Raw genomic sequence first — 23,457 nt, forward strand, 5'->3', positions numbered from 1 at the left:
CATGAAAAATTGTGTTAATCTTTTAAAAATAAAATGTTATAAAATAAAAAGCAGGTTAATAAATCATAAGAGACGAATGTACGTAAATGCAATGGAAGTGTAGTGGAAAATATCACCATTAATTCGATGGGGGATTACGATGGATATTGACAAGACAAGAATAAAGGGGACGATCTTAGAAGTATTGAATATCGAGTATCAAGAAGTAACACCCGAACGGGTGGTGCTGACAATGCCGGTCGGGCCAGCCACGCGGCAACCATATGGCCTACTGCACGGTGGCGCGTCGGTCGTCCTGGCAGAAACAGCCGCCTCTATCGGCACCTATCGGAACATTGATCCGACTACCCAGGCGGCGGTGGGCTTAGAAATCAACGCTAACCATCTCCGCAAGAAATCTGACGGGATTGTTACGGCTATCGCTGTTCCCTTGCACAAGACCCGGTCAACCATGGTCTGGGATATTAAAATCGTGGATGAAAATGAGCAATTGATCTGTGTTTCCCGCTGCACAATGGCCATTATAACCAGGAAACATCCGTGACCTTTAGCTTCGCTTCAAGGTCGAAATCGGTACGATATTGGTGATCTTGAAGACCAGGCAGTTCTTGAGGGGAAAGTCTTTATACCGGGTGGCGGCTAACCGGGCTTTGATCCGGTCGTAGTAGGGGCCTTCGCTTAAGTCGTCCACCAACTCTACGTACACCCGGATACCATCCTTGGTCTTTTCGTTGTCAGTCACCAGCACCATGAAAGCCCCTTTGCCTGTTTCTTTCAGGTTGGCATAGGTCTGAGCCGCACCAAAACGGGCGCAGAGAATGGTCTCGTCGTCAATCATTTCTAAGATCGAGATTACAGCCACATTGACATTGTAGTTGCGGTCGACGGTGCTCAGAGTGGTGGTGATCAGGTTCCGATTGAGCAGGTCTCTCGCTTTCTCGATTAAAATACGATCCATGAGTAACTCCTCTTTCTGGCTGAATTTGCCTTTCTTATGTTATTATACCCTATTGCGATCTTTCAATAAACCCTTTTTAGTTAATAAACTCTTAGTTTACATAAACCGTGAGGGATACATAGTTGAAAACCGTTTTTTAAACTATTTGAAAGTTATTTATCACTTTCCTTTGGTTTTATTCTCGTTTTTTCTGCCAGGTCCAGGCTGCCATCTTTGACTATCTCCATACCGGCTTCTAATCCTGCGGTTATTTCAATGTGTTCACGGTCGCTGATTCCGGTTTGCACGGGCCGGTGTTGGACCCGCTTATTAACCACCACCATTACTTCTTTCTGGCCGCTTTTGGTGGTGCGCACGGCCTCCCGGGGTACCACCAGCACATTTTGCCAGTTGAGGACTTCGATGGCTACTCTCACTTCGTAACCAGGTTTCAGCTGGTTGCTCTCGCTCAAGGAGATAATCACCGGTACCCGCCGCTGAACTACACCCAGGGCGGATTGCTTTTCTTCTGCCCGGGGATAGATCTTCTTTACTTCCCCGACCAGGACTTTTTGGCCCAGGACCGGGGCTGTGACATTGACTTTTTGCCCTTCTTTAACTTCTGCCAGGTCGTCGCTTAAGATGTCGGCCTTGACTTCCAGTTGGCCCGGCACAGCGACGCTGGCCAGCAAGGCCCCCGGCTGCAAAACTTGTTCTGGTTTAACCGGCAAGCTCAGCACGATCCCGTCAACCGGGCTCTTTAGCACCAGTTGCTGTTCTTTGGTAGCCAACTGCTGGAGCGTCTGGTTGTAACCAGTGATTTGGGATCGGGCACTGCTCAGGCGGGCTTGTTGTTCACTCAGACTTCGTTGATAGGTTTCCACGAGCAACCGTGCCTTGTCAAATTCTGCCTGGGTGACGGCGCCAGCCTGAAATAGTTCCTCAATCCGGGCAAGATTTTCCTGGGCGTCTTTAAGCTCTAATTCAGTTCGTTCCAGAGCGGCCTTTGTCCCACTGACCGTCGCTTCTGCTTGCAACAACTGGGAGCGGATGTCGGCCAGTTGTACGGCCAGGTCCAGATTTTCTAGTACTACCAGGGTTTGTCCCTGTTTTACGAATTGGCCGGTTTCGACCGGCACCCGGATAACCCGGGCGCTCTGGGTAGCCTGGAAATTATAGTCTGTTGCTGGTTGGACGTAGCCGACATCTTCTACCGTGCGCGAAATGTTTCCCGGTTGGACTTTGACTGTGTCAACTACCGGTCCTCCCCTGGTGAGCAATATTGCCGCTAAAAGTAGGATGGCTACAATCCCGATTAATAGATAGGTTTTTTTGTTCAGTTTTTTCATTACTGCCTCCTCGCTAATCGTTGTTTTTTAAGACGGCTACCAGGTCGAGTTGCTTGACCCCTTTAACCGCAAACAGATGGGCCACCACAATAAAGCCAATCCCAAGCAAGGCGGATAAAACGTAGGTCAGTGGGTAAACCACCGCGGGCATAGTGAACAGCTCAGTACTCGCGGCTTGGACATAAGCTCGCGCCATTAAATTGCCGAAAGGTAAGCCCAAAGTCACTCCCAACAATGATTGCAGGAAGGTTTCTTTCATCAGGAGCTCGGAAACTTCCTGGGAGGAAAATCCGATGACCCGCAACGAGGCAAGTTCTCTTTTTCGCTCGGCGAAATTGATCACAGAGGCATTGTAGACAATGGCAAATCCCAGGATTGCCGCGAACGTGATCATAATGGATATGGCGTAGACCAGACTATCCAGGTTTTGGTTAAAGTTGTCCAGTTCTTTCTCCCGGCTCAGAATGGAAGAAACCCCGGTCAACTCATTCAGTTTTTCTTCTACCAGGCTGGTTTTACCGGGATCGACCTTTAACATGGCCCCGGAGATCAGTTGTTTTTCCTGGAGTACCCGGTTGGCCTGATCCAGGGAGATGTATGAACTGCCACCGACCAGTTGCCGGTTGATACCAACTATTTTGGCTGTCGCGGAGTGAGCTGGTCCCAGACCAAGGAGGGTTTCAATTACTATTTCGTCACCAACCTTGACCCCTAATTTACGGGCTGTCCTTTCGTTAATCAGAAGGCCTTCTGCTGGTAACCGCAAGGGTTGGCCGGACTCACTGACTAATTCCTTGAGTTTTACTTCAAGGGGTAAACCGAGCAGAACATCTTCTGCAGAACGGCCAGCAAAATGCATTTTGACTGGCAACTCAAAAATTGGTTCTGTTATTATTACTCCGTCAATGCGGGAAATATTTAATAATTCATACTCTTTAACCGGCGCGGTAAAGCGAAGAAAGTAATCATAATGCTGTTCTTGCTCGAAGTGTGTTTTCAGCAGGTAATCAATTGAGTCTCGGGTAAACAGGGCGACGACCAGCATACCCACGGCAAAGATTATCCCAAGCACAGTTATGCTGAAACGCAGCCGGTTGCGGCCAATGCTGCGTAAACCCATCTTCCAGGATGCCTCCAGGTTCCGCCACAGCCAGGTCCAACGTTCCAGCAGCATTTTGCGCGGGCTTCTAGGGGGTTCAGGACGCATGGATTCAGCCGGATTAATAGTGACCACCTGGCGGGTGGCGGTCAGACCAGCCAGGACACCAACGCTCAAGCTGAGGCCGAAAGCGGATAAGATAGACTTAATATTCAGCGCACCAATCGCCTGAGGTAAATTGAAATACTGGGCATAGGTAGCGGAAAAGATGGCGGCCAACCAAACGCCCAGCAAGGTACCGAGAACTGCTGCTAAAACAGCCACGCTTAAGGCGTAACCGGTGTAGTGCAACATGATCTGCCAGTTGCTGTACCCCAGGGCCTTCATGACGCCGATTGGCAAACGCTGGGTTTTGACCAGCCGGCTCAGCATGACAAATTGGATAGCGGCGGCGATGACTAAAAAGATTATGGGCAGAAAATAGGATTGGGTCTTTAGACCATCGAGCTCCCCCTGTAAAACAGCGTGGCTCAGCTGCTGCTTACGCGGGTAGCTGGCCAAGTTACCGTAGGGTTCCAGGATAAGCTTAATCTGCTCGGCTACTTTTTCCTCATCAACTCCGGGAGCAAGTTGGACCACGACCTGATTTATCTGCCCGGTCAGATTCAAGATTTGTTGGGCCTGGTGGTGAGGGAGCATGATAATGCCAAATGTCTTGGGCTCCGGCATCAGGCTGGCCGCATCCTTCATCGGGTAAATAAACTCAGGACTGGTTGCCGTACCCACCACCGTCAGTGGCACCCGTTTACCTTCGGCTACGATGGTTACCTGATCGTTGATAGCCAGACTGTTGGCCGCAGCATACTGGGGATCTAGCAGAATCTCAATTCCCCCGCCGGCCGGGTATTTTTCAAATAGCCGGCCAGTCAACAGATGCAGACGATTGACTGCGGTATCCAGTGGGAGGGGATAGCTGGTTAAACGGGCTGTTGCCCTTTGCTTGTTCTCCTTAAGGATCGGCACGTCTTTTTGGATTCGGCCTGTGGCCCTGATCACACCTGGGACAGACTCGATTTGTTTAATTACTTCCTGAGGGGCTTTGACGACGTGAAAGTAGTAATCAGCAAAATTGTTTTCCTGGTAAAACAAATCCTGGGAAAGTTTTAAATTGTTATAACTTGTACTCATGGAAATATTAACAATGACTCCCACCATTACTACGGTGACCAGTGCCAGAAATTGGCCCTTGGTGCGTTGAATGGTGCGCCACAGTTTTTTGGTCAGGACGTTCATTACCACTCAATCCTTTCGGGTGAAACCGGGGATTGGTTTTCGGAGATCTCTACGATTTGGCCACTGCGCATCCGGACAACCCGGTGGGCCATGGCCCCGATGGCGGTATTGTGGGTGACGATTACTACCGTGCTGCCGCGTTCCTGATTGATCCTGGTCAGCAAGCCCAGAATTAGTTTACCGGTCTGATAGTCCAGAGCGCCGGTGGGTTCATCGCAGAGCAGCAGGCGAGGATTCTTGACCATTGCCCGCGCAATAGATACCCGTTGTTGTTCGCCGCCGCTTAACTGGGAGGGGAAGTGGTCCATTCTGGTTTCCAGCCCCACTTCTTTTAACATATCTGCCGTGGGCAACGGATGCGGCACGAGATTGGCGGCTAATTCTATGTTTTCCCTGGCGGTTAAGTCTGGGATGAGGTTATTAAATTGAAAAACAAAACCAACGTCATGACGTCGATAGCGAGTTAAGCGAGCATCACCGGCCTGACTCAAGTCTTCCTGATCAAAATAGACTTCACCGGTGGTGGGTAAATCGATTCCACCAATAATGTTTAATAGCGTGCTTTTACCGGAACCACTGGGACCCAGGATCACCAATAATTCCCCGACATAGATTTTCAGGTTTGTTTCCTTGAGGGCTTCAACGGTTACCTCACCCATTACATACGTTTTGGTGACTTGCTTAAGTTGTAAAAGGATGTTTCTGTTCATGGTGTGCATCCTTATAGTTATTTTTTATATCGAAGTAACTGAACTTACCTTTGAACCCATTATAAGATTTAGCTTGTTCAAAAACAATCGTAAAGATGTGATCAGGGGTATTGATAAAAGAAAGGGTTCGCTGAATCCAATATTGACCTGACGACAATTCTTGTACTACCAGACAAATTGCCGGATTCTGGTAACCGGCCTGGTGGTTTTGACCTATTGACGGTTGGCGGGGAAACACCGATAATTAACTAAAACAGCACATCGGCGTACCTGATCAAGAGCAGTTATTTAACCTACCCTTTAGGCCTTGTCCAGTTGGGGCTTTTCTTTTTCAGTTACCGCGAGGAGGGATATGGGTGACGAAGAAACCAGATCTGAAAACTTACGTACAGGACCATCTCCTGGTGGGTGATGGGGCGATGGCTACCTGGCTGTATCAGCAAGGGATTCCCATTGGGGTATGCTACGAAGAACTTTGTTTATCCAAGCCGGAACTGATTCGCGGTGTGCACCGGGAGTACTATGCGGCGGGGGCCAGGCTGATCGAGACCAATACCTTTGGCGCGAAGCGGGAAGCCCTGGCCAGGTACGGACTGGAACACCTCGTCTCCAGAATCAACTGGAAGGCGGCGGTAATTGCCCGAGAAGCGGTAGGTGAGGATGCTTATATAGTGGGAAGCATCAGCTCTGTTTCCGCTGGGCGGGTTAGAGATGTACAGATGCGTGGTTACCGGGAACAGTTTGAGGAACAGGCGAGTGCCTTGCTCACCGGTGGGGTGGATGGATTAATCCTGGAGACATTCTTAGACCTGGAAGAATTGCTCCTGGCCCTGGACGTGATCCGCCCTCTGACGACCCTGCCTATTTTGGCTCAATTGGCCTGTCTGGAGGTTGGCCGCACTCGCGATGGATATACCTTGACTGATGCCTTCAGTCAACTGCAACGCGCTGGGACTGATGTGGTGGGTTTGAATTGCCGTTTGGGACCAGCTGAAATGGTGCGCTCTTTGGAGCAGACAGTGGTGCCAGTGGAATTACCACTTTCTGTCTTCCCCAATGCTGGCCGGTTAGGATTATCTGAAGGTGAGTATGCTTATAAATCGTCGCCTGAGTATTTTGCTGACAGTGCTCGCCGATTCCGTGACCAGGGGGTAAGTATTATCGGTGGGTGCTGTGGGACAACGCCTGCCCATATTCGGGCAATTGCGGAAAGGCTGCGAGGTCTTCAGCCTGTTCCCCGGAAAAATCCACCGGCTGAAAAAGTAGAGCCAGTTGAACGACAAACACGACTGGAAATTTCGGGAATTAAAGCAACTCCCAGTATTGTTGAGAAGGTAAGGGAACAATATACTGTAATCGTTGAATTTGATCCACCTAAAGACCTGGAAATAGATGAATATTTGCAGGGAGTGGCGAATTTACAGGATGCTGGCGCCGATGCCATTACCATGGCAGATAACTCATTGGCGACCACCCGGATGAGCAACATGGCCCTGGGGGCGATCATCAAAAACAAGTTTGGTATTGACCCTTTGGTGCACATCGCCTGTCGGGACCGTAATCTGATCGGGCAACAATCTCATCTCATGGGACTGCATGCTTTAGGTATTCACCAGGTACTGGTGATTACCGGGGATCCAGCCCGTTTTGGAGATTTGCCTGGGGCTAGTTCAGTATTTGATGTTTCTTCTTTTGACCTGATCCGTATGGTGAAGCAGTTGAATGCCGGCTATTCTTTTTCCGGCAAGCCACTTAAACAGAAGGCCCAGTTTGTGGTAGGGGCAGCGTTCAATCCACACGTGCAAAACTTTACTTCGGCTATTAGCCGCTTGGAGCGTAAAATTGAGGCTGGTGCTGATTTTATTATGACTCAGCCGGTGTACGATGCGGAAACCATTGAACTGATTTATGAACGGACTAAACATCTCCCGGTGCCAATTTTTATTGGGATTATGCCCCTGACCAGTTCCCGTAATGCGGAATTTCTGCACAATGAGGTGCCAGGGATTAAACTAACTGAGGAAGCTTTACAAAGAATGAGAAAGTACACCGGGGCGGAAGCTAGAAGTGAAGGAGTAAAAATGGCTAGGGAACTGCTTGATTTAGCCATGCGGTATTTTCGAGGGATTTATTTAATCACCCCGTTTTCCTATCACGACATGACTGCAGAACTAACGCGGTACGTTAGAGAAAAGCAGAAGCAGGGGACATTAAACTCTTAAAAAGTTTATTCAACTTGACGAAAAAAGTAGAAGAGCTATGATTAAGGATAAGAAAATTATTGTTCTGAGAGAACGGGACAGTATTCCAGGTTCCGCGATTGAGGAACATTAGAAGTCAGGGGGATTTCAGTTATTGAAGTGAAAGGATATCTGTAAGATTATTCAAGCATGAGAGGGGGATTCTCAATGGGAAAAAGAATTCTTATTGTGGGCGGCGTAGCCGGCGGGGCAAGCGCAGCAGCCCGGCTGAGGCGGTTAGATGAACAAGCTGAGATTATCATGTTTGAGCGAGGAGAACACATCTCTTATGCCAACTGCGGTTTGCCTTATTTTGTTGGCGGGGTGATTACCAAGCGAAATAATTTATTTGTGCAGACGCCGGCTTCGATGCGCAAGCGGTTTAACATCGATGTTCGTGTCCAGAATGAGGTAATCCGTATATATCCGAAAGAAAAGGAGGTCGAGGTCAAGGACTTGGTCACCGGGGAAGTCTACCGGGAGGCGTACGATTACCTGATTCTGTCCCCGGGAGCAAGTCCGTTTGTCCCCGATATCGCGGGGATCAAGCTGCCTAATGTCTTTACTTTCCGAAAGTTTACCGACAGCGACCTGGTGAAGCGGCAGATTGAACTCGCCAAACCCCAATCGGCGGTGGTGATTGGCGGCGGTTTTATCGGCCTGGAAATGGCCGAAAACCTGAGAAAGTTCGGGGCAGCGGTTACGCTGGTGGAAATGGCCAATCAGGTGATGCCGCCGCTGGATTATGAAATGGCGGTTTTCATCCACCAGGAATTGAAAAGAAATGGGGTCAATCTTTGCCTGAAGGAAAAAGTGGTAGCGATCGAAGGCACTAATCGAGCGGAAGCAGTGGTGCTGGCTAGCGGTAGTCGGATACCTGCGGAGATGGTCATTGTAGCTATTGGGGTCAGACCAGAGGTACACCTGGCGAAAGAAGCCGGTTTGGCGATTGGGTCAACCGGTGGCATTCTGGTTGACGAATACCTGCGCACTTCTGATCCATTTATTTATGCGATTGGGGACGCGATTCAAGTTAAGGATTTTGTTAATGGGCACGATACACACATTCCGCTGGCTGGCCCGGCCAACAAACAGGGCCGCCTGGTGGCGGACACGATTGCGGGCATCCCCAGTAAGTACAAAGGGACGCAAGGGACAGCCATCGTCCAGGTTTTCGACCTGGTAGCAGCCAGCACAGGCAACAACGAGAAGACCCTGCGGAAACTGGGGAGCGAGTACCTGGCTTCCTATACTCACCCGGCGTCACATGCCACTTATTATCCCGGGGCGGTACCGATGTCGATTAAGCTATTATTTACTCCGCGTGATGGCAAGATTCTCGGGGCGCAAATTGTGGGGAGTAAAGGGGTGGATAAACGCATTGACGTGCTGGCGACGGCGATCCGGGCTGGCTTGACGGTGTTTGACTTAACGGAACTGGAACTGGCGTACGCGCCACCGTTTTCCTCGGCCAAAGACCCGGTGAACATGGCGGGCTACGTGGCGTCGAATATTGTGAAGGGGGACATGGAGATTATTCACTGGCACGAGATAGCTGGTCTCAATCCAGAAGAATCTGTTCTGGTTGACGTTAGAACACCAAGAGAAGTGGAGGCGGGTACCATACCGGGTGCCATCAATATTCCGGTTGATGAACTGCGGGAGCGGCTGGGTGAACTGCCGCGGGACAAAGAGATTATCGTGTTCTGCCAGGTTGGGCTTCGGGCCTATATCGCCACACGGATCCTGCGTCAGCATGGCTTCAAGCGGGTTAAAAATCTCAGCGGTGGTTGGATGACCTATCGATCAGCAGTTCTGCAATAAGCTGGTTAATGAGTAAGAACGAATATTTAGGCATTTTCGCTTATTAATCAGCTGACTAGCCGAAACTTCAGAAATAAGGAATTAAAAGGCATAGGGAGCGTGTCGGTTAAGGCTGTCTTCCTATGCCTTAGTCTTAATTCTTGACATACTAGTTTGAGAGAATTATAATACAGACAATTAGATTATCATCTAAATATTTGTAAGAGGGTGTGTGCATTGCCAGTTAACGCGGTATTTAATGCTCTGGCTGATCCGACCAGGCGAAAGATTTTGCAATTACTTAGAAAACGAGACATGAGCGCTGGTGAGATTGCGGACAATTTTAAGATGGCCAAGGCTTCAGTCAGTCACCATCTCAGTATTCTTAAGAACGCTGGCCTGGTTTCAGCTGAAAAACAGGGGCAATTTGTGATCTACTGTTTGAATATGTCAGTGCTTGAGGAAACCCTGGAGGCTTTTTTTAACTTTTTTAAGGGAGAGTGTGTTGATGAAGATAACCCTGAAGAGTGAGCTCATACCATTCTTAATCATTGTGGCTTCGGTGCTGGTATCAATATTGAGCTATCCTTATCTCCCCGCTCAGGTACCCACTCACTGGGGAATAGCTGGGACACCAGATGCCTATGGTAGTAAACTGACCCATTCAATTTTTATTCCCGCCTTAATAATAGGGATCTATTTGTTGTTTTTGGCTTTACCCTATATTGATCCTAAGCGGGCCAACTACGAGGACTTTGCCGGAGTTTACACAATTCTGAAGATCATGATTCTTGGTTTTATGCTGGGAGTGCAAATGCTGACAATTGAAGCGGTTTTTGCACCGGAGCAGCGCTTGGCGGTTAATTATTTATTGGCGATGTTGGGTGTCATGTTCATCGTGATTGGCAATTATATGGCTAAAATCCGTCCATCGTGGTTTGTCGGAATAAAAACGCCATGGACCTTGTCCAATAACGAAGTATGGCGGCGAACGCACCGGGTCGGCGGATGGGGGTTCGTGTTGTTCGGTTTAGCCACTTTAGCACTGGCTCCATTCAATCAACCGAAATTGCAGTTTCTTGTTTTCATTGGTGGAGCACTGGTGGCGAGCCTTGGTCCCATTATTTATTCGTACTTGCTGTATCGGCGGCTGGAGCAGGAAAAGACAAGGAAATAGATGTTAATCGAGGATGTTTAATCGAGCGGAAGTGGAGAGAAAAAAAGAAGAGAGTCCTCTTTCTTTTCCAGGCTCTCTTTTTTTCTTTTTTGGAAAGAAGAATTATTGAGGATTTTAAGAGTTTTCCAGAGAGTTGATCGAGATTCCCCGGGTGTGACGGGTATGAGCCCAATCTTTTTCGTGGTGCTTTAATAGGCCAACAATAGTTACAGGAAACCACGTTAAGCCATACAATGGATACGTTATGTAATAGAAGTAGGCCTTCTTTGGCGCATTCTCCAGGTATAACCCTGCCATTGGGTAGAGATAACCCAGGATGCCGAGGATCGTCCACAACCACCCGGGCAATAGATGCGAAAAGATGGTGGTATAAATGGGCTGTGGGAAAAACGCGGCGATGAAACTAATTAAAAAAGTGAACAAAACGGTCATAATCCACATCGGCTGGAACAGATAAATTGCCCCATCAATACAGTACCACTTTCGTTCGGCAAACCCTTTTTTAAGCAGTGGAATCATGTACCGCAAGGCCACATCCCAGTGTCCTTGCAGCCAGCGTGTACGTTGTTTCCAGGTCTGAGAGAAATAAACCGGCTTTTCGTCGTACACTTTAGCTTCGTGACACCAGGAGGTCTTAATGTCATTGAGCAATAGCTTCATCGTAAACTCAAGGTCTTCCGTCAGACAGTGGGCACCCCAGCCATACTGTTTTAAAACTTCAATGTCTATACACAACCCGGTACCTCCCAGAGCGTTTGAAAGGCCCAGGTTGTAACGGGCGAGCTGCCACATCCGGTTCATTGACCAGTAGGCGGTGGCGTAACAGGCGGTTACCCAGGAATCGTTCGGGTTCTTGGTATCTAAATAGCCCTGAATTGACTTGTACCCCTGCAGTAAACGAGCGTTCATTTCTGTCAGGAAGTTGGAGGAGACCACGTTATCCGCGTCAAACACGCAAACAGCATCATAGTGTTTATCTTCCATTTTAAAGAGCTCATTGAACATCCACTCGAGAGCGAAACCTTTGCCGCGCTGGGGAGAAAACCGTTCCATGACGGTTACCCCTTCCGCCCGGGCAACTTCAGCGGTATTATCGGTGCAGTTATCAGCGATAATATAGATGTCATATAACTCAGATGGATAATTGAGTTTTTTCAGGCTTTCGATGTGGTACTTGATTACCAACTCTTCGTTGTGCGCCGGAGTGATCAGAGCAAAACGTTTGGTCGGTGGGAAGTTATGGGTTTCTTCATTCTTTTTCCAGCCGAAAACCGACACCGCGTAGTAATATATGGTAACAAAAGTAATGATCAGTTGAGCTAGTGAGACAATGATACTCAGTAACACAAAAGAAACTTCTTCCAACCGACTTACCCCTTTCTTGTGGTACGCAGAATTAATAATTAGTCTACCCGCTTAAACATAAGAAAATTATAAATCATCTTCTTGGTTATTGCTAGCTACCTTGGAAATGCTAACCTCTTAAATGTTATCAAATTTAAGAAGGAATTTCAATTATCTTTGTCAGATGGACAACTTGCTCTACCAGTAAAATATTTATGGTAATTGTAAATTTTTATGTCCAAAGTTTGTGAAGGGAAGGAATATATTGACATTATGTAGAAATATTAGTTGACCTGACCTAAACAGCTGTATTAACCGGGATAAATTTTTTTGAGGATGGTGATCAGAAGTGCCAGATGAAGAAATCCAACTGGTTGTTTTTGCTTTGAAGTCGGGCAATAGTACCTGTGAGTACGGGGTACCGATTACCCAGGTTCAGGAGATTAACCGTTTAACTAATCCCACGAAGCTGCCTAAAGTACCCAGCTTTGTGGAAGGGGTGATCAATTTACGGGGGAAAGTGATTCCGGTCATTGATTTAAAGAAGCGGTTTGATCTAGAGATAGGGGAATATACCGACGATACCCGGATCATTGTCGTTGAGATTGACGGGCATACTGTTGGAATAATCGTCGATGAAGTAACTGAGGTCTTGCGGCTCGCGACCAGCCAAATTGAACCCCCACCTTCCATCATTGGTGGGATCGCGGCGGACTATCTAAAAGGGGTTGGCAAAATAGGGGAGCGCCTGTTAGTCTTGCTCGATCTGCACAAAATCTTGACTGAATCGGAGAAAAAAGACCTAGCCAATGTCGAGGTTACCTAACCGATAATTGGTGGAGACTCTGCCTTAAAATTTGGCAGGGTTTTTCTTTTCCTGCCAGAAGGTTATAATAGGGTTGAGTTCATCCGAAGGGGAGACGATCCGTGACAAGGGCCGTTGGTATTGATCTGGTGGAAATTGCGCGGTTTGCCCGGGTAAGACAGCGACGACCACGGGTCATTGAGCGGGTTTTTACGCCGGCGGAAATCGAGTATTGCCTTGCCCGTCAAAACCAAAATGCGTCGTTCGCTGTGCGATTCGCGGCTAAGGAGGCAGTAATTAAACTGCTGGGGTCTACCGAAGGTATTGCCTGGTCGGATATTGAAATCCTGATGAATGCAACTGGCCAGCCAGAGGTAAGATTACGCCGGGAAGCCGAACGCAGGGCAGAAGATTTAAAAATTCGTTCGATTGTCCTGAGTTTATCACACAGCCGGTATTACGCCGTGGCTGTGGCCGTAGCTGATTGAAGGAGGCGGGAACAATGAAGGTTGCCAATAGCGCCGAGATGCGGCAGCTTGATCAACTGGCCTCTTCTCAATACCGCATACCCAGTCTAGTCTTAATGGAGAATGCCGGTTTGCGGGTGGTGGAGGTAGTCAATCAGTTGTTAGGTTTCGTGGCTGGCAAAAAGGTAGTTGTGCTGGCTGGGAAAGGTAATAATGGCGGGGACGGGTTTGTGGTGGCCCGACACCTGATCAATCACGGTGCTGACATCAAAGTGTTCCTTCTCGCCCAGCCAGAGGAGATCAGTGGGGATGCCAGGATAAATCTGGATATCCTCGGGCAAATGGGGGCAAGATTGTACCCGGTTCTGAGCGATAAGGACCTGAATGTTGTGAAAATTGCCTTGGTCTATGCGGATCTGGTTGTTGATGCGATGTACGGGACCGGGTTTAAAGGGGCGGTTACTGCTCAACAGGCTAAGCTGATTCGCTTAGTTAATCAGTCAGGTAAACCGATTGTGGCGGTTGATATTCCATCGGGGATAGAGGCAGATACTGGGAAAGTCCATGGGGAGTGTATCCGGGCGACGCGCACCGTGACGTTTTGTTTGCCCAAGATCGGATTATTAATCGAACCTGGGGCAAGCTATGTTGGCGAATTGACGGTGGCTGATATTTCGATCCCGCAACAACTGGTGAATGCTCAGAAGATCCACCGTTATCTGATCACCCGGGACTGGTGTGCATCCCAACTTCCCCGGCGGTCGGTTGAAGGGCATAAGGGCAGCTATGGGCACGTATTAATTATTGGGGGAGCAGAAGGAATGACTGGCGCGATTACCCTGGCCAGCGAGGCAGCACTCCGTGCCGGGGCCGGACTGGTTACGGCAGCGATTCCCGCTTCGCTTAATCCAATTTTAGAGGTAAAATTAACAGAAGTGATGACCAAACCACTCCCCGAGACGCCACTAAAAACAATCAGCCTGGAGGCTTTGCCGGTGATCGAGGAATTTTTACCCCGCGCTTCGGTGGTGGCCATCGGACCAGGGATGTCCAGACATCCGGATCTCTTTCCATTAATCCGCACCCTGTTACCCAAGCTGCAGGTGCCGCTGATCATTGATGCCGACGGTTTGAATGCTCTGGCTGATGATCCGACCGTTCTGAAGGACAGCCCGGTACCGATTGTCCTAACGCCCCACCCGGGTGAAATGGCCCGTTTGCTCAAGACCACCGTTGATAAAGTTCAGGATAACCGTTTGGCAGTGGTGGAGCAGGCAGCGCAGGATTGGCAGGCGACTGTGGTGCTGAAGGGGGCCAAGACCCTGGTAGCGTCACCAAGGGGGGAATGCTTTATTAACCTGACGGGAAATCCGGGGATGGCCACGGGGGGGACCGGTGATGTTTTAACCGGCATTATCGCCGGACTGATCGCGCAAGGAATCAACCCAACTTCAGCGGCGGCGCTGGGAGTTTATCTCCACGGAGCAGCCGGGGACCTGGCCGCGCAGACTCGTGGGCAAAGAGGGCTGGTTGCGGGCGACCTGATTACTGAACTCCCAGCTGTGCTGAAACAGTTTGAGGCATAGCCAGAAGTGTTCCAGTATACCCAGTACCGGCAGGTATAGAAACATGAGATATTAGAATCAACGAGGTGACATCAATTGTCCAGACCGGTGTGGGCGGAGATCAGCCGCTCGGCAATCGCTCACAATGTACGGGAGTTAAAAAGGAAAACCCAAATGGGGGCCCGCTTAATGGCCGTCGTTAAGGCTGATGGTTACGGGCACGGGGCCCTGGAAGTGAGTCGAGTTGCCCTAGAGGCCGGGGCGGAATACCTGGGGGTAGCGACTTTAGATGAGGCTGTTGCCCTCAGAGACGCCGGGATCAATGCCCCGATTCTCATCCTGGGCCATACCCCGGATGACGACTTGGCCAAGGTAATCGCGCATGACATTACCCAGACTGTTTACTCACTCACCGGAGCGCAGGCGGTGGCAGCGGCTGCCCGGAAGGTTGGGCGGACAGCGAGAATTCACCTTAAGGTGGATAGCGGGATGAGCCGGCTGGGTTTTTTCCCCACCGAGGACTCGATCGCTTTGGTCAAGCAGATTGTCTCCCTGTCGGGATTGCAGGTCGAAGGGATTTTTACTCACTTTGCCACGGCCGATGAAGTGGATAAGTCCTATGCCTGGGAACAATTTGCGCGATTTAAGTGGTTTATTAAGCGTTTGGAAGATGAAGGTCTAATGATTCCCCTCAAACACGCGGCTAACAGTGCTGCTATTATCGATCTACCGGAAACTCACCTGGATATGGTACGGGCGGGGATCGCCCTGTATGGTTTGTACCCTTCGGCGAACCAACGTTCGAAGATTGATCTTCAGCCGGCAATGAGTTTGAAAACGCGCGTCGTCTTTTTGAAGGAGGTTCCAGCGGGTACAGCTATAAGCTACGGGCGGACCTACATCACCCCTGTGCCGACGCGGGTGGCCACATTGCCGATTGGCTACGCGGATGGCTACTCTCGGCGGCTTTCTAACCGGGCCGCGGTCCTAATCCATGGCCGGCGTGCACCAGTAATTGGTCGGGTCTGTATGGATCAGTGTTTGATCGACGTGGGCCAGATTCCCAGGGTAGCTGTAGGGGATGAAGTTGTTCTCTTTGGCGAACAGAAGGGGGCCAAGTTGCCGGTTGATGAACTGGCGGAGATCTTGGAAACAATTAACTACGAGGTGGTTTGTCTGATTACAGCCAGGGTCCGGCGTGAATATCTTTAAAATTTGACGCATTACCGAGATATTTTGGTATTTTGGCGAAATATTTGTTTGTGGTTGCATAGTGTCCGTTAGAACTATATAATTTAAATATAGCAGTATATAGCAGCTGTTATATACCATTTAATCTGGGAGGTGCCCTTCTTGCCGGCAACGAAGCGGATCATGATCAGCTTACCGGAGAGCTTATTAGAGGAAGTGGATGGGATCGTTTCTTTGGAAAAACGTAACCGGAGTGAATTTATTCGAGAAGCGATGAAAATGTATCTGGCTGAACGCAAACGACGGGCATTAAGAGAACAGATGAAGAGGGGTTACCTGGAAATGGCCCAAATTAACCTTGGGTTAGCGGCGGAAAACTTTAACCTGGAGAATGAGGTTGACTTGTGCTTAGTAAAAAAGCTGGCGGAGTGAAGGTTTGATGACGGTCAAACGCGGAGAGATCTACTATGCTGAGCTCAGCCCAGTGGTCGGTTCAGAACAAGGAGGAACAAGGCCGGTCCTGGTGGTGCAAAACGATATCGGAAATCAATACAGTCCGACGACGATCGTCGTGGCAATTACTTCCCAGATTAATAAAGCCAAGCTGCCCACCCACGTTGAGATTAAGGCGGACAAGAGCGGACTCGACCGCGATTCAGTTATCCTGGGTGAGCAGATTCGAACGATTGATAAGACCCGCCTGCAACAAAAGGTGGCTTTTCTGGACGAAGAAACGATGGCCAAGGTTGGCCAGGCCCTGGAGATCAGCCTGGGACTGGTGAGTGTCTAACTGTTAAGTTGAGTGCAAGTAACTTTAGACAGGCAGAAGCGGCCTGTTTTTTGTTGTACTTGGCTAGGGGGTGGGGAAGTGCGGCCGGTGATTGGGATTACTTGTGCACAAAACGCAAACGAAGATTGGTTCTACCTCCGTAATACATACGTTAAAGCGATTGTCGAGGCTGGAGGGCAGCCGATCTTACTGCCCGCAGTGAGGAACCTGGAGTTGGTTCCCCAGTATAATCAATTAATTCACGGTTTACTATTATCAGGTGGTGGAGATATTGACCCAGCTTTTTTTGGGGAACTGCCCCATTCAGGTCTGGGCGAAATCTGCCCGGAACGTGATGCATTCGAGATCACCCTGACTCGGCTTGCCTTAGAAGGGGATCAACCGATTCTGGGGATCTGCCGGGGGATCCAGGTGATCGTCATTGCGGACGGCGGGACGGTCTACCAGGACCTGACCAGTGAACGGCCCGGTTCAATCCTGCACCAACAAAAAGCCCCTCGCTACCATCCAATTCATCAGGTTAAACTGGTTGAAGGGACGCAACTGTGGCGGATCTTTGGGCAGGTTATGTTAACTGTGAACAGTTTTCACCATCAGGCGGTGAAAGAGATTCCCGGTGAGTTTATCATTTCAGCCACAGCCCCTGATGGCGTGATTGAAGGGGTGGAGTCTACCCGGCACCGGTTTGTGCTTGGGGTGCAGTGGCATCCCGAAGCAATGTGGGAGCAATATCCTCTGTTTCTCCGTCTCTTTATCGCTTTGGTCGAGGCGGCTAGACAGGGTAGGAAAGTAAGACAAAATTCATAATTTTAGAGGATAAATGTTGAGAGGAGGGATAAGGGGTGCTGGCAATCACTAATGGAAAGATCATCACCATGGCCGGCCGGAATTTTGCGTGTGGGACGGTCCTGATCGAGGCCGGCAAGATCATCGCAATTGGTGAAAATATTGACATACCAGTTGGCGCGGAGGTTATTGACGTTCAGGGCAAGTTGGTTATGCCAGGTTTGATTGATGCCCATTGTCATCTGGGGATTCTGGAAGAAATCTACCGGATAGAGGGGGATGACTTAAATGAGATAACCGACCCGGTGACACCGCACCTGCGGGCGATCGACGCTGTCAATCCTGAAGATGAAGGGTTCCGGGATGCCCTCCGCGGGGGGGTCACGACTGTCTGTACTGGACCAGGGAGCGCCAATGTTTTGGGTGGAGAAAACGTGGTCATCAAAACTTATGGTCGAGTCATTGACCGGATGGTGGTGCGTCAGCCGGCTGGCCTTAAGGTGGCCCTGGGTGAGAACCCCAAGCGGATCTATGGTGGCAATAAAAAAGCACCGCTGACCCGGATGGCTACGGCAGCCCTTTTGCGAGAAACGCTGACCAAAGCGCAGAACTACCTGCGGAAACTCAAGGTTGAGCGATCGGCAGATATGCCCGAACGAGACCTCCGTCTGGAAGCAGTAATCAAAGTGCTCGAGCATCAGATGCCTTTGCGCGTTCATGCTCACCGGGCAGATGACATTATAACCGCAGTGCGGATCGCGGAGGAGTTTGACGTAGAAATTTGTATTGAACACTGTACGGAGGGACATAAGATTGTCGAAGAACTGGCTAAACGGCAAATCCCAGCCCTGGTAGGCCCACTGATGAGTAATCGGGCCAAGGTCGAGTTAAAGGACCGAACTCCGGCGACACCGGGTATTTTGGCCAGAGCGGGCGTCCCGGTGGCCATCATTACGGATCACCCCGTGGTGCCAATTGAATTTCTGTCCCTGTGTGCCGGCCTGGCGGTGAAGGCGGGTATGTCAGAAGAAGATGCGCTCAAGGCTATCACCATAAATCCTGCCCGTATCCTGGGAGTTGATGATCGGGTAGGCAGCCTGGAGGTGGGTAAAGACGCCGACCTGATTGTGGCTGATGGACCTATACTCGAACTGAAAACACGAATTGAGTTGGTCCTGGTGGAAGGACAAATAATTGATCTTAATTGAGCTTTGATATTGGTAAAAAGCTCTAAAATAATTGTTTTATGTCTATATATTGTGTATGAGCGTTAATTATTGTCTATCAGTCGTATTAGGTTAGCTAAAAAAATAGGTTTTTACACTAATTTTTATATTAGAGGCGCCAGATATGAAACACTATGCGGCATTTTTTTGCCTGGCGGGGCTGCTGCTGGCGGCTGGGATTGGCTGCGGCAGTCAGCATATACCAAACAGCAGCGCAGGGTCAAATCGAAGTGTAGTCAATCAGTTGGCTGCTCCTAATGAGACCCGGAATAAATCTACTCCCAATGAGGCCATCAATAAATTTGAGGATAAACAAATAAATAAAACCCCAAAGGAATGGGCCGAGAAAGTGTCCGGCGTCAAGACCCGGCTGGCTACCAATGACAAAGTAATTGCTCTGACCTTTGATGCCTGCGGCGGTGCTGCCGGTAGCCAGTACGACCAAAAGCTGATCGAGTACCTGACGGCAGAGAAAATCCCGGCCACTTTGTTCATCAACAGCCGATGGATTGACGCCAATCCGGATATTTTTCTCCAGTTGTCCCGGAACAACCTGTTTGAGATTGCTAACCACGGGACCCAGCATAAGCCTTTATCTGTTAATGGGAAAACGGCCTACGGCATCAAGGGGACCGGAAGTATTGAAGAGGTTAAAGAGGAAGTGTTAGTAAATGAGCAGAAGATTCTAAAGTTGACCGGCCGGAAACCAAAATTCTTCAGACCTGGGACTGCTTTTGCTGATGAAATTGCGGTGTCTGTGGTCGAGGATTTAGGGGAAGAGGTGGTCGGGTTTAATATCCTCGGGGATGCTGGGGCTACTTTTTCTCGGACTCAGATCCGTCAGTCCTGTTTACGGGCCAGCCCCGGTTCCATTATCATTTTTCACATGAATCACCCCGAGTCCGAGACTTTGGCGGGTATAAAGGAAGTGATTCCGGAACTGCGGAAAAAAGGTTTTCGCTTTGTCAAACTCGGGGACTACCCCCTAGAATGTGGAGACCACGGAAAATGAAGCGGAAAAAATACCGGTCAGCGACTTTTCCTCCACCGCTGCCTTGACTTTTTCGTAATCATGTGTTTCATATCTAATATTAATATTAATTGCATAGGTTACCGGGTTTTTGTCTGGCAGTCGGGACACCAGCCGAAAAAGTCCAGACGGTGACGAACAATGCGCAAATTGCGTTCTTGGAGCAATGTGTTCTTCAGCTCTTTCAATGGGTAGATCTCCAGGTCCTCGATTTTACCGCAGCCCTGGCAGAAGAAGTGCGAGTGTTCGGAAACATTACCATCGAAACGGCGGCGTTCTGCCAGTGCTCCCACATCGATGGCCAGATCCAGCTCGAGCAGCATTTCCAGCGTGTTATAAATAGTGGCCAGACTGATGGTAGGGAACTTTTCTCTTAAGTCGGCGTAAATTTTTTCTGCACTGGGATGCTCTTTGCTGTTCAGCAGGTAATCAAGGATGACCAGTCTTTGGTGAGTGACTTTATAACCAGATTTTTTGAAGCGAGTGATATGGTCGGCCAGATGCTTCATACAAGCTCATTCCCTTATTTAAAATATACCCAAAATTAGAATTTATACTAAATTCAATTGTAAATTCCTATATTCTCCAGATCAAGCCCCGCTTTTGTGACTTGGCCGAAAAATTTATTGCTTAATCCGGAAAATTTATTGCTTAATTATGAAACTATTAGGGATAGGATCATTCGTCAAACAAGAATGATTCTATCCCTAATAAGTTTAATTGGCGATGATTTTCCGGTGCTCAGTTTTAGACTATTCATTTCATTATAAAAAATTATAAATTTAATTGGCGAAGAATTGCCCGCAGTGTTTCAGCCGATTGGCGAAAGGCCGAGATTTCTGATTCACTCAAGGGCAGGGCGATAATCCTTTCCCGTCCCCGTTCATTGACCAGGCAGGGGAGGCTGAGGCAGATATCGCTAACACCGTAGATATTGTCGATTAAACTGGAGATGGTCAAGATCGAGTACTCGTCCCGCAGAATAGCTTCACAGATCCGGCGGATGGCCAGACCGATGGCGTAGTAGGTTGCTCCCTTGCGTTCAATGATTTGATAAGCGGCTGTTCTCACTTGTTCGAATAACGCTTGTTTATCCTCGACCACACATCTTTGCCCCCAGATTGAGTAGTATTCATCCAGCGGAATCCCGGCGATGTTAGCTAGACTCCACACCGGGACTTCGGTATCGCCGTGTTCGCCAATAACATAGGCGTGAATATTGCGGGCATCCACCCGACAATGCCGACTGATGACGTGTCGAAACCGGGAACTATCTAGCACTGTACCCGAACCCATGACTCGGGCCGAGGGTAGACCGGACACCTTGAGTGCCGCATAGGTAAGGATATCAACTGGGTTTGCGACCACTATGACAATCGCCTGAGGACAATGGCGAATTATTTTCGGCAATTCCTCCTGAATTATCTGAACATTTTGTACGGCCAGGTGAAGTCGTGTTTCCCCTGGCTTTTGATTTGCCCCGGCGGTAAAGATGACGATCTGGGCATCTCGACAATCCGGATAATCACCGGCGTAGATCAGAATTGGTTTCACGAAGGAAGCGGCGTGGTTGAGATCCATCGCTTCCCCTTCAGCCTTTTGCCGATTAACATCAAGTAACACCAGTTCAGAAACGAGGCCGCTGATCATTAAGGCATATGCCGTTGTTGCCCCCACAAAGCCTGTCCCCACGATGACCACTTTTGCGGCAGTGGTTTGGACCAAAATCAGTCCCTCCAAAATAAATTAGTTTAATCCAGACCAATACCAGTGATTTTAAAGTTTAGTGTTCCCGCCTGATCCCGGGATATACAAATTTCCGCGGTTAAACATTTTCTGTCTGGGAGTGAAAACAGGATTTTCTTGAGCAGACGTAGAATTTCCAAGAGGTAAGACCGGGAGAAAGGAGCAAGAAGATGAAGACAAAATTAATCGGTGCCCTTGTCGTTGTGTTTATGTTTATTATGTTTGGATTGTCACCTGTTTCCGCGTCTTCACCATTGAGGATTTTTGTTAATGGTCAGGAGGCGGTTATCCCTACCGCTCCAATCATTGTTGATGACCGGACCTTAGTGCCAGCCAGTCTCTTTGCAGTCCCTGTTTTTGGCGTAGAGGTCAATTGGGACCGAACCGCTAAACAAGTTCGGATCACCAATCAGGCGATGCAACTGATACTGAAGATAGATTCAACTAATGTATTGGTCAACGGACAGGAGAACTCAATGGAGGTTGCTCCGCGTTTAGTAAAAGGGATACCCATGGTCCCGCTTCGTTTCCTTTGTGACACTCTGGGCGTGCAGATCAAGTTGGCCGAGGATGGAAAGCGAATTGAACTGATCAAGGCGGCGCAGTCTGTCACGCTGCAGATTGACCAAACAATAGCCAACGTAAATCAGCGTGAGGTAAAGCTCGACGTTTCACCCCAACTGGTGGAAGGACGAACCCTGGTGCCCCTCCGGTTCGTGGCGGAGGCCTTTGGGGCTGAGGTCTTTTGGAACGGTCAAACCCAGGGAATTACCGTCCAGCGCGGACAGCAAATGGTTACCCTGCAGATTGGTAACCTTCAGGCCAGAGTAAATGGGCGTGAGGTTTGCCTGGATGTCCCCCCGCAACTAGTCAAGGACAGAACGTTAATTCCAGTGCGCTTTGTGGCCGAGGCACTTGGGGCGGAGGTTGACTGGGAAGCTACTAGCCGCCGGGTGGTAATTACCCAGCCCGGAAATTTAAAGCACGTCCTGGCTTATTACTACGGCGGGTCTTATCAGGAGTTCCTCGCGAATGCAGACAAGCTCAACCAGGTGGCTTTCCGCTGGTTTGAAACCAATGGTCAAGGTGAGATTTTAACTAAGTATCCCGATAGCTATGAAAGCGTCTTGAAATTTGTTCAGGACAAAAAAATTGCCGCTGCGGCGAGTATTTTTCTTTCGGATCCGGAGCAACTCCATATTTTATTGAACAGCCCAGAAAATCGGCGACGACTCATCGATAATGCTTTAAAACTTGTGGACAAAGATGGATACCAGGGGATCAATCTTGACCTGGAGATGGTGAAAGCAGAAGACCGCGATGGATTAAACCTGTTAGTGAAGGAGTTCCGCGATCAACTTAAGCCGCGTAATCTAGAGCTATCGCTCGCTCTCCCGCCGAAAAACGCAGACACGAAATGGTTCGCGGCTTATGATTACACAATTTTAGGCGGTTTGGCCGACCGGGTGGTAATTATGGCCCATGACTTACACTGGAAAGGGGGGCCTGCGGGGCCGATTGCTCCCCTGGCTTGGGTAGAAAGCGTGCTTCAGTTCGCTAAGACCCAGATCCCGTCTGACAAAATCCTACTTGCCCTGGGGGTATACGGATACGATTGGCCGGAGAGGGGGACGGCCAGGTCCTACACGCCAGCCCAACTGGCGGAGTTAATGTGCATATATAATGTTTCTCCTGAATGGGATAGTGCTGCTCAGTCTCCCTATTTCACTTACCGTGACAGCCAGGAGGTCAATCATACGGTTTGGTTTGAGGATGACCGCAGTCTCCGTCAAAAGATGAACTTGCCAGAACAGTATGGCATTGCGGGGATTTCGCTCTGGAAACTGGGAAATGGTTTCCCAGAGATGTGGCAGGCGATTGAGCGGCGAATCAAATAAA

General features: G+C 49.3%; 22 protein-coding genes. 15 read left to right on the forward strand and 7 right to left on the reverse strand.

All coding sequences use genetic code 11. The annotated features are described in order from the left end of the window. Nucleotides 1-139: 139 nt before the first annotated feature. Entirely contained in the window at nucleotides 140-544 is a 405-nt protein-coding gene (locus HPY81_01255; protein ID NPV26086.1) for a hotdog fold thioesterase, read from the forward strand. A 3-nt stretch (nucleotides 545-547) separates the two neighbouring features. On the opposite strand, the gene HPY81_01260 is transcribed toward HPY81_01255, so the two are convergent. The 4 genes from HPY81_01260 to HPY81_01275 form a co-directional block, all read right to left on the reverse strand. Then, on the reverse strand, nucleotides 548-958 hold the full coding sequence (locus tag HPY81_01260) for a hypothetical protein (protein ID NPV26087.1): 411 nt from the start codon (nucleotides 956-958) through the stop codon (nucleotides 548-550). 152 nt (nucleotides 959-1,110) lie between these two features. After that, nucleotides 1,111-2,286 (reverse strand): efflux RND transporter periplasmic adaptor subunit, encoded by a 1,176-nt coding sequence (locus HPY81_01265; protein ID NPV26088.1) that lies wholly within the window; start codon nucleotides 2,284-2,286, stop codon nucleotides 1,111-1,113. 13 nt (nucleotides 2,287-2,299) lie between these two features. Further along, nucleotides 2,300-4,678 (reverse strand): FtsX-like permease family protein, encoded by a 2,379-nt coding sequence (locus HPY81_01270; protein ID NPV26089.1) that lies wholly within the window; start codon nucleotides 4,676-4,678, stop codon nucleotides 2,300-2,302. After that, nucleotides 4,678-5,388: an ABC transporter ATP-binding protein gene (locus HPY81_01275; GenBank protein NPV26090.1), complete on the reverse strand. Its 711-nt coding sequence runs from the start codon at nucleotides 5,386-5,388 to the stop codon at nucleotides 4,678-4,680. The genes HPY81_01270 and HPY81_01275 overlap by 1 nt, the downstream gene beginning before the upstream one ends. A 356-nt stretch (nucleotides 5,389-5,744) precedes the next feature. On the opposite strand from HPY81_01275, the gene HPY81_01280 reads away from it, so the two are divergent. From HPY81_01280 to HPY81_01295, 4 genes are all read left to right on the forward strand, one after another. Next, nucleotides 5,745-7,610 carry a bifunctional homocysteine S-methyltransferase/methylenetetrahydrofolate reductase gene (locus HPY81_01280; GenBank protein NPV26091.1) on the forward strand — a complete coding sequence of 622 codons (1,866 nt, stop codon included), beginning with the start codon at nucleotides 5,745-5,747 and terminating at the stop codon, nucleotides 7,608-7,610. A gap of 186 nt (nucleotides 7,611-7,796) precedes the next feature. Next, entirely contained in the window at nucleotides 7,797-9,452 is a 1,656-nt protein-coding gene (locus HPY81_01285; protein NPV26092.1) for a pyridine nucleotide-disulfide oxidoreductase family protein, read from the forward strand. 216 nt (nucleotides 9,453-9,668) lie between these two features. Beyond that, nucleotides 9,669-9,962, forward strand: a complete 294-nt coding sequence (locus HPY81_01290; GenBank protein NPV26093.1) for a winged helix-turn-helix transcriptional regulator — start codon at nucleotides 9,669-9,671, stop codon at nucleotides 9,960-9,962. Then, nucleotides 9,940-10,608 carry an SdpI family protein gene (locus HPY81_01295; GenBank protein NPV26094.1) on the forward strand — a complete coding sequence of 223 codons (669 nt, stop codon included), beginning with the start codon at nucleotides 9,940-9,942 and terminating at the stop codon, nucleotides 10,606-10,608. The genes HPY81_01290 and HPY81_01295 overlap by 23 nt, the downstream gene beginning before the upstream one ends. Nucleotides 10,609-10,722: 114 nt before the next feature. Here HPY81_01295 and HPY81_01300 read toward each other — a convergent pair whose 3' ends face one another. After that, nucleotides 10,723-11,973: a glycosyltransferase family 2 protein gene (locus HPY81_01300; GenBank protein NPV26095.1), complete on the reverse strand. Its 1,251-nt coding sequence runs from the start codon at nucleotides 11,971-11,973 to the stop codon at nucleotides 10,723-10,725. Nucleotides 11,974-12,301: 328 nt separating this feature from the next. Here HPY81_01300 and HPY81_01305 point away from each other — a divergent pair, with 328 nt between their 5' ends. The 9 genes from HPY81_01305 to HPY81_01345 all read left to right on the forward strand — a co-directional run bounded on the left by HPY81_01305 (nucleotide 12,302) and on the right by HPY81_01345 (nucleotide 19,794). Then, nucleotides 12,302-12,778 carry a chemotaxis protein CheW gene (locus HPY81_01305; protein ID NPV26096.1) on the forward strand — a complete coding sequence of 159 codons (477 nt, stop codon included), beginning with the start codon at nucleotides 12,302-12,304 and terminating at the stop codon, nucleotides 12,776-12,778. Between the two features lie 101 nt (nucleotides 12,779-12,879). Next, complete coding sequence (locus HPY81_01310; protein NPV26097.1) at nucleotides 12,880-13,245, forward strand: holo-ACP synthase; 366 nt, start codon at nucleotides 12,880-12,882, stop codon at nucleotides 13,243-13,245. A 14-nt stretch (nucleotides 13,246-13,259) separates the two neighbouring features. After that, nucleotides 13,260-14,810: an NAD(P)H-hydrate dehydratase gene (locus HPY81_01315; GenBank protein ID NPV26098.1), complete on the forward strand. Its 1,551-nt coding sequence runs from the start codon at nucleotides 13,260-13,262 to the stop codon at nucleotides 14,808-14,810. A 75-nt stretch (nucleotides 14,811-14,885) separates the two neighbouring features. Continuing rightward, the gene (locus HPY81_01320; GenBank protein NPV26099.1) at nucleotides 14,886-16,001 is read left to right on the forward strand and encodes an alanine racemase; all 1,116 of its coding nucleotides are present in this window, start codon (nucleotides 14,886-14,888) and stop codon (nucleotides 15,999-16,001) included. 162 nt (nucleotides 16,002-16,163) lie between these two features. Then, complete coding sequence (locus HPY81_01325; protein ID NPV26100.1) at nucleotides 16,164-16,412, forward strand: ribbon-helix-helix protein, CopG family; 249 nt, start codon at nucleotides 16,164-16,166, stop codon at nucleotides 16,410-16,412. Between the two features lie 7 nt (nucleotides 16,413-16,419). Continuing rightward, the gene (locus HPY81_01330; GenBank protein NPV26101.1) at nucleotides 16,420-16,770 is read left to right on the forward strand and encodes a type II toxin-antitoxin system PemK/MazF family toxin; all 351 of its coding nucleotides are present in this window, start codon (nucleotides 16,420-16,422) and stop codon (nucleotides 16,768-16,770) included. A gap of 78 nt (nucleotides 16,771-16,848) precedes the next feature. After that, a complete protein-coding gene (locus HPY81_01335; GenBank protein NPV26102.1) occupies nucleotides 16,849-17,577 on the forward strand; it encodes a gamma-glutamyl-gamma-aminobutyrate hydrolase family protein in 729 nt (242 codons plus the stop codon). Between the two features lie 35 nt (nucleotides 17,578-17,612). Beyond that, entirely contained in the window at nucleotides 17,613-18,764 is a 1,152-nt protein-coding gene (locus HPY81_01340; GenBank protein NPV26103.1) for an amidohydrolase, read from the forward strand. Nucleotides 18,765-18,906: 142 nt separating this feature from the next. Continuing rightward, entirely contained in the window at nucleotides 18,907-19,794 is an 888-nt protein-coding gene (locus HPY81_01345; GenBank protein NPV26104.1) for a polysaccharide deacetylase family protein, read from the forward strand. Nucleotides 19,795-19,892: 98 nt separating this feature from the next. Here the strand turns inward: HPY81_01345 and HPY81_01350 are convergent, their stop codons facing one another. Beyond that, nucleotides 19,893-20,321, reverse strand: a complete 429-nt coding sequence (locus HPY81_01350; protein NPV26105.1) for a transcriptional repressor — start codon at nucleotides 20,319-20,321, stop codon at nucleotides 19,893-19,895. A 265-nt stretch (nucleotides 20,322-20,586) separates the two neighbouring features. Then, on the reverse strand, nucleotides 20,587-21,537 hold the full coding sequence (locus HPY81_01355; GenBank protein NPV26106.1) for an L-lactate dehydrogenase: 951 nt from the start codon (nucleotides 21,535-21,537) through the stop codon (nucleotides 20,587-20,589). Between the two features lie 191 nt (nucleotides 21,538-21,728). Here HPY81_01355 and HPY81_01360 point away from each other — a divergent pair, with 191 nt between their 5' ends. Continuing rightward, nucleotides 21,729-23,456, forward strand: a complete 1,728-nt coding sequence (locus HPY81_01360) for a hypothetical protein (GenBank protein NPV26107.1) — start codon at nucleotides 21,729-21,731, stop codon at nucleotides 23,454-23,456. Nucleotide 23,457 lies beyond the last annotated feature (1 nt).

This window comes from Bacillota bacterium, from assembly GCA_013178045.1.
In the GTDB taxonomy this organism is placed as follows: domain Bacteria; phylum Bacillota; class Ch66; order Ch66; family Ch66; genus Ch66.

Coding starts and splice junctions, on each gene's coding strand:
- HPY81_01285 (NPV26092.1), top strand. CDS start 7,797: ATGGGAAAAAGAATTCTTATTGTGGGCGGCGTAGCCGGCGGGGCAAGC.
- HPY81_01295 (NPV26094.1), top strand. CDS start 9,940: ATGAAGATAACCCTGAAGAGTGAGCTCATACCATTCTTAATCATTGTG.
- HPY81_01265 (NPV26088.1), bottom strand. CDS start 2,286: ATGAAAAAACTGAACAAAAAAACCTATCTATTAATCGGGATTGTAGCC.
- HPY81_01325 (NPV26100.1), top strand. CDS start 16,164: ATGATCAGCTTACCGGAGAGCTTATTAGAGGAAGTGGATGGGATCGTT.
- HPY81_01345 (NPV26104.1), top strand. CDS start 18,907: ATGAAACACTATGCGGCATTTTTTTGCCTGGCGGGGCTGCTGCTGGCG.
- HPY81_01275 (NPV26090.1), bottom strand. CDS start 5,388: ATGAACAGAAACATCCTTTTACAACTTAAGCAAGTCACCAAAACGTAT.
- HPY81_01255 (NPV26086.1), top strand. CDS start 140: ATGGATATTGACAAGACAAGAATAAAGGGGACGATCTTAGAAGTATTG.
- HPY81_01270 (NPV26089.1), bottom strand. CDS start 4,678: ATGAACGTCCTGACCAAAAAACTGTGGCGCACCATTCAACGCACCAAG.
- HPY81_01350 (NPV26105.1), bottom strand. CDS start 20,321: ATGAAGCATCTGGCCGACCATATCACTCGCTTCAAAAAATCTGGTTAT.
- HPY81_01260 (NPV26087.1), bottom strand. CDS start 958: ATGGATCGTATTTTAATCGAGAAAGCGAGAGACCTGCTCAATCGGAAC.
- HPY81_01330 (NPV26101.1), top strand. CDS start 16,420: ATGACGGTCAAACGCGGAGAGATCTACTATGCTGAGCTCAGCCCAGTG.
- HPY81_01315 (NPV26098.1), top strand. CDS start 13,260: ATGAAGGTTGCCAATAGCGCCGAGATGCGGCAGCTTGATCAACTGGCC.
- HPY81_01360 (NPV26107.1), top strand. CDS start 21,729: ATGAAGACAAAATTAATCGGTGCCCTTGTCGTTGTGTTTATGTTTATT.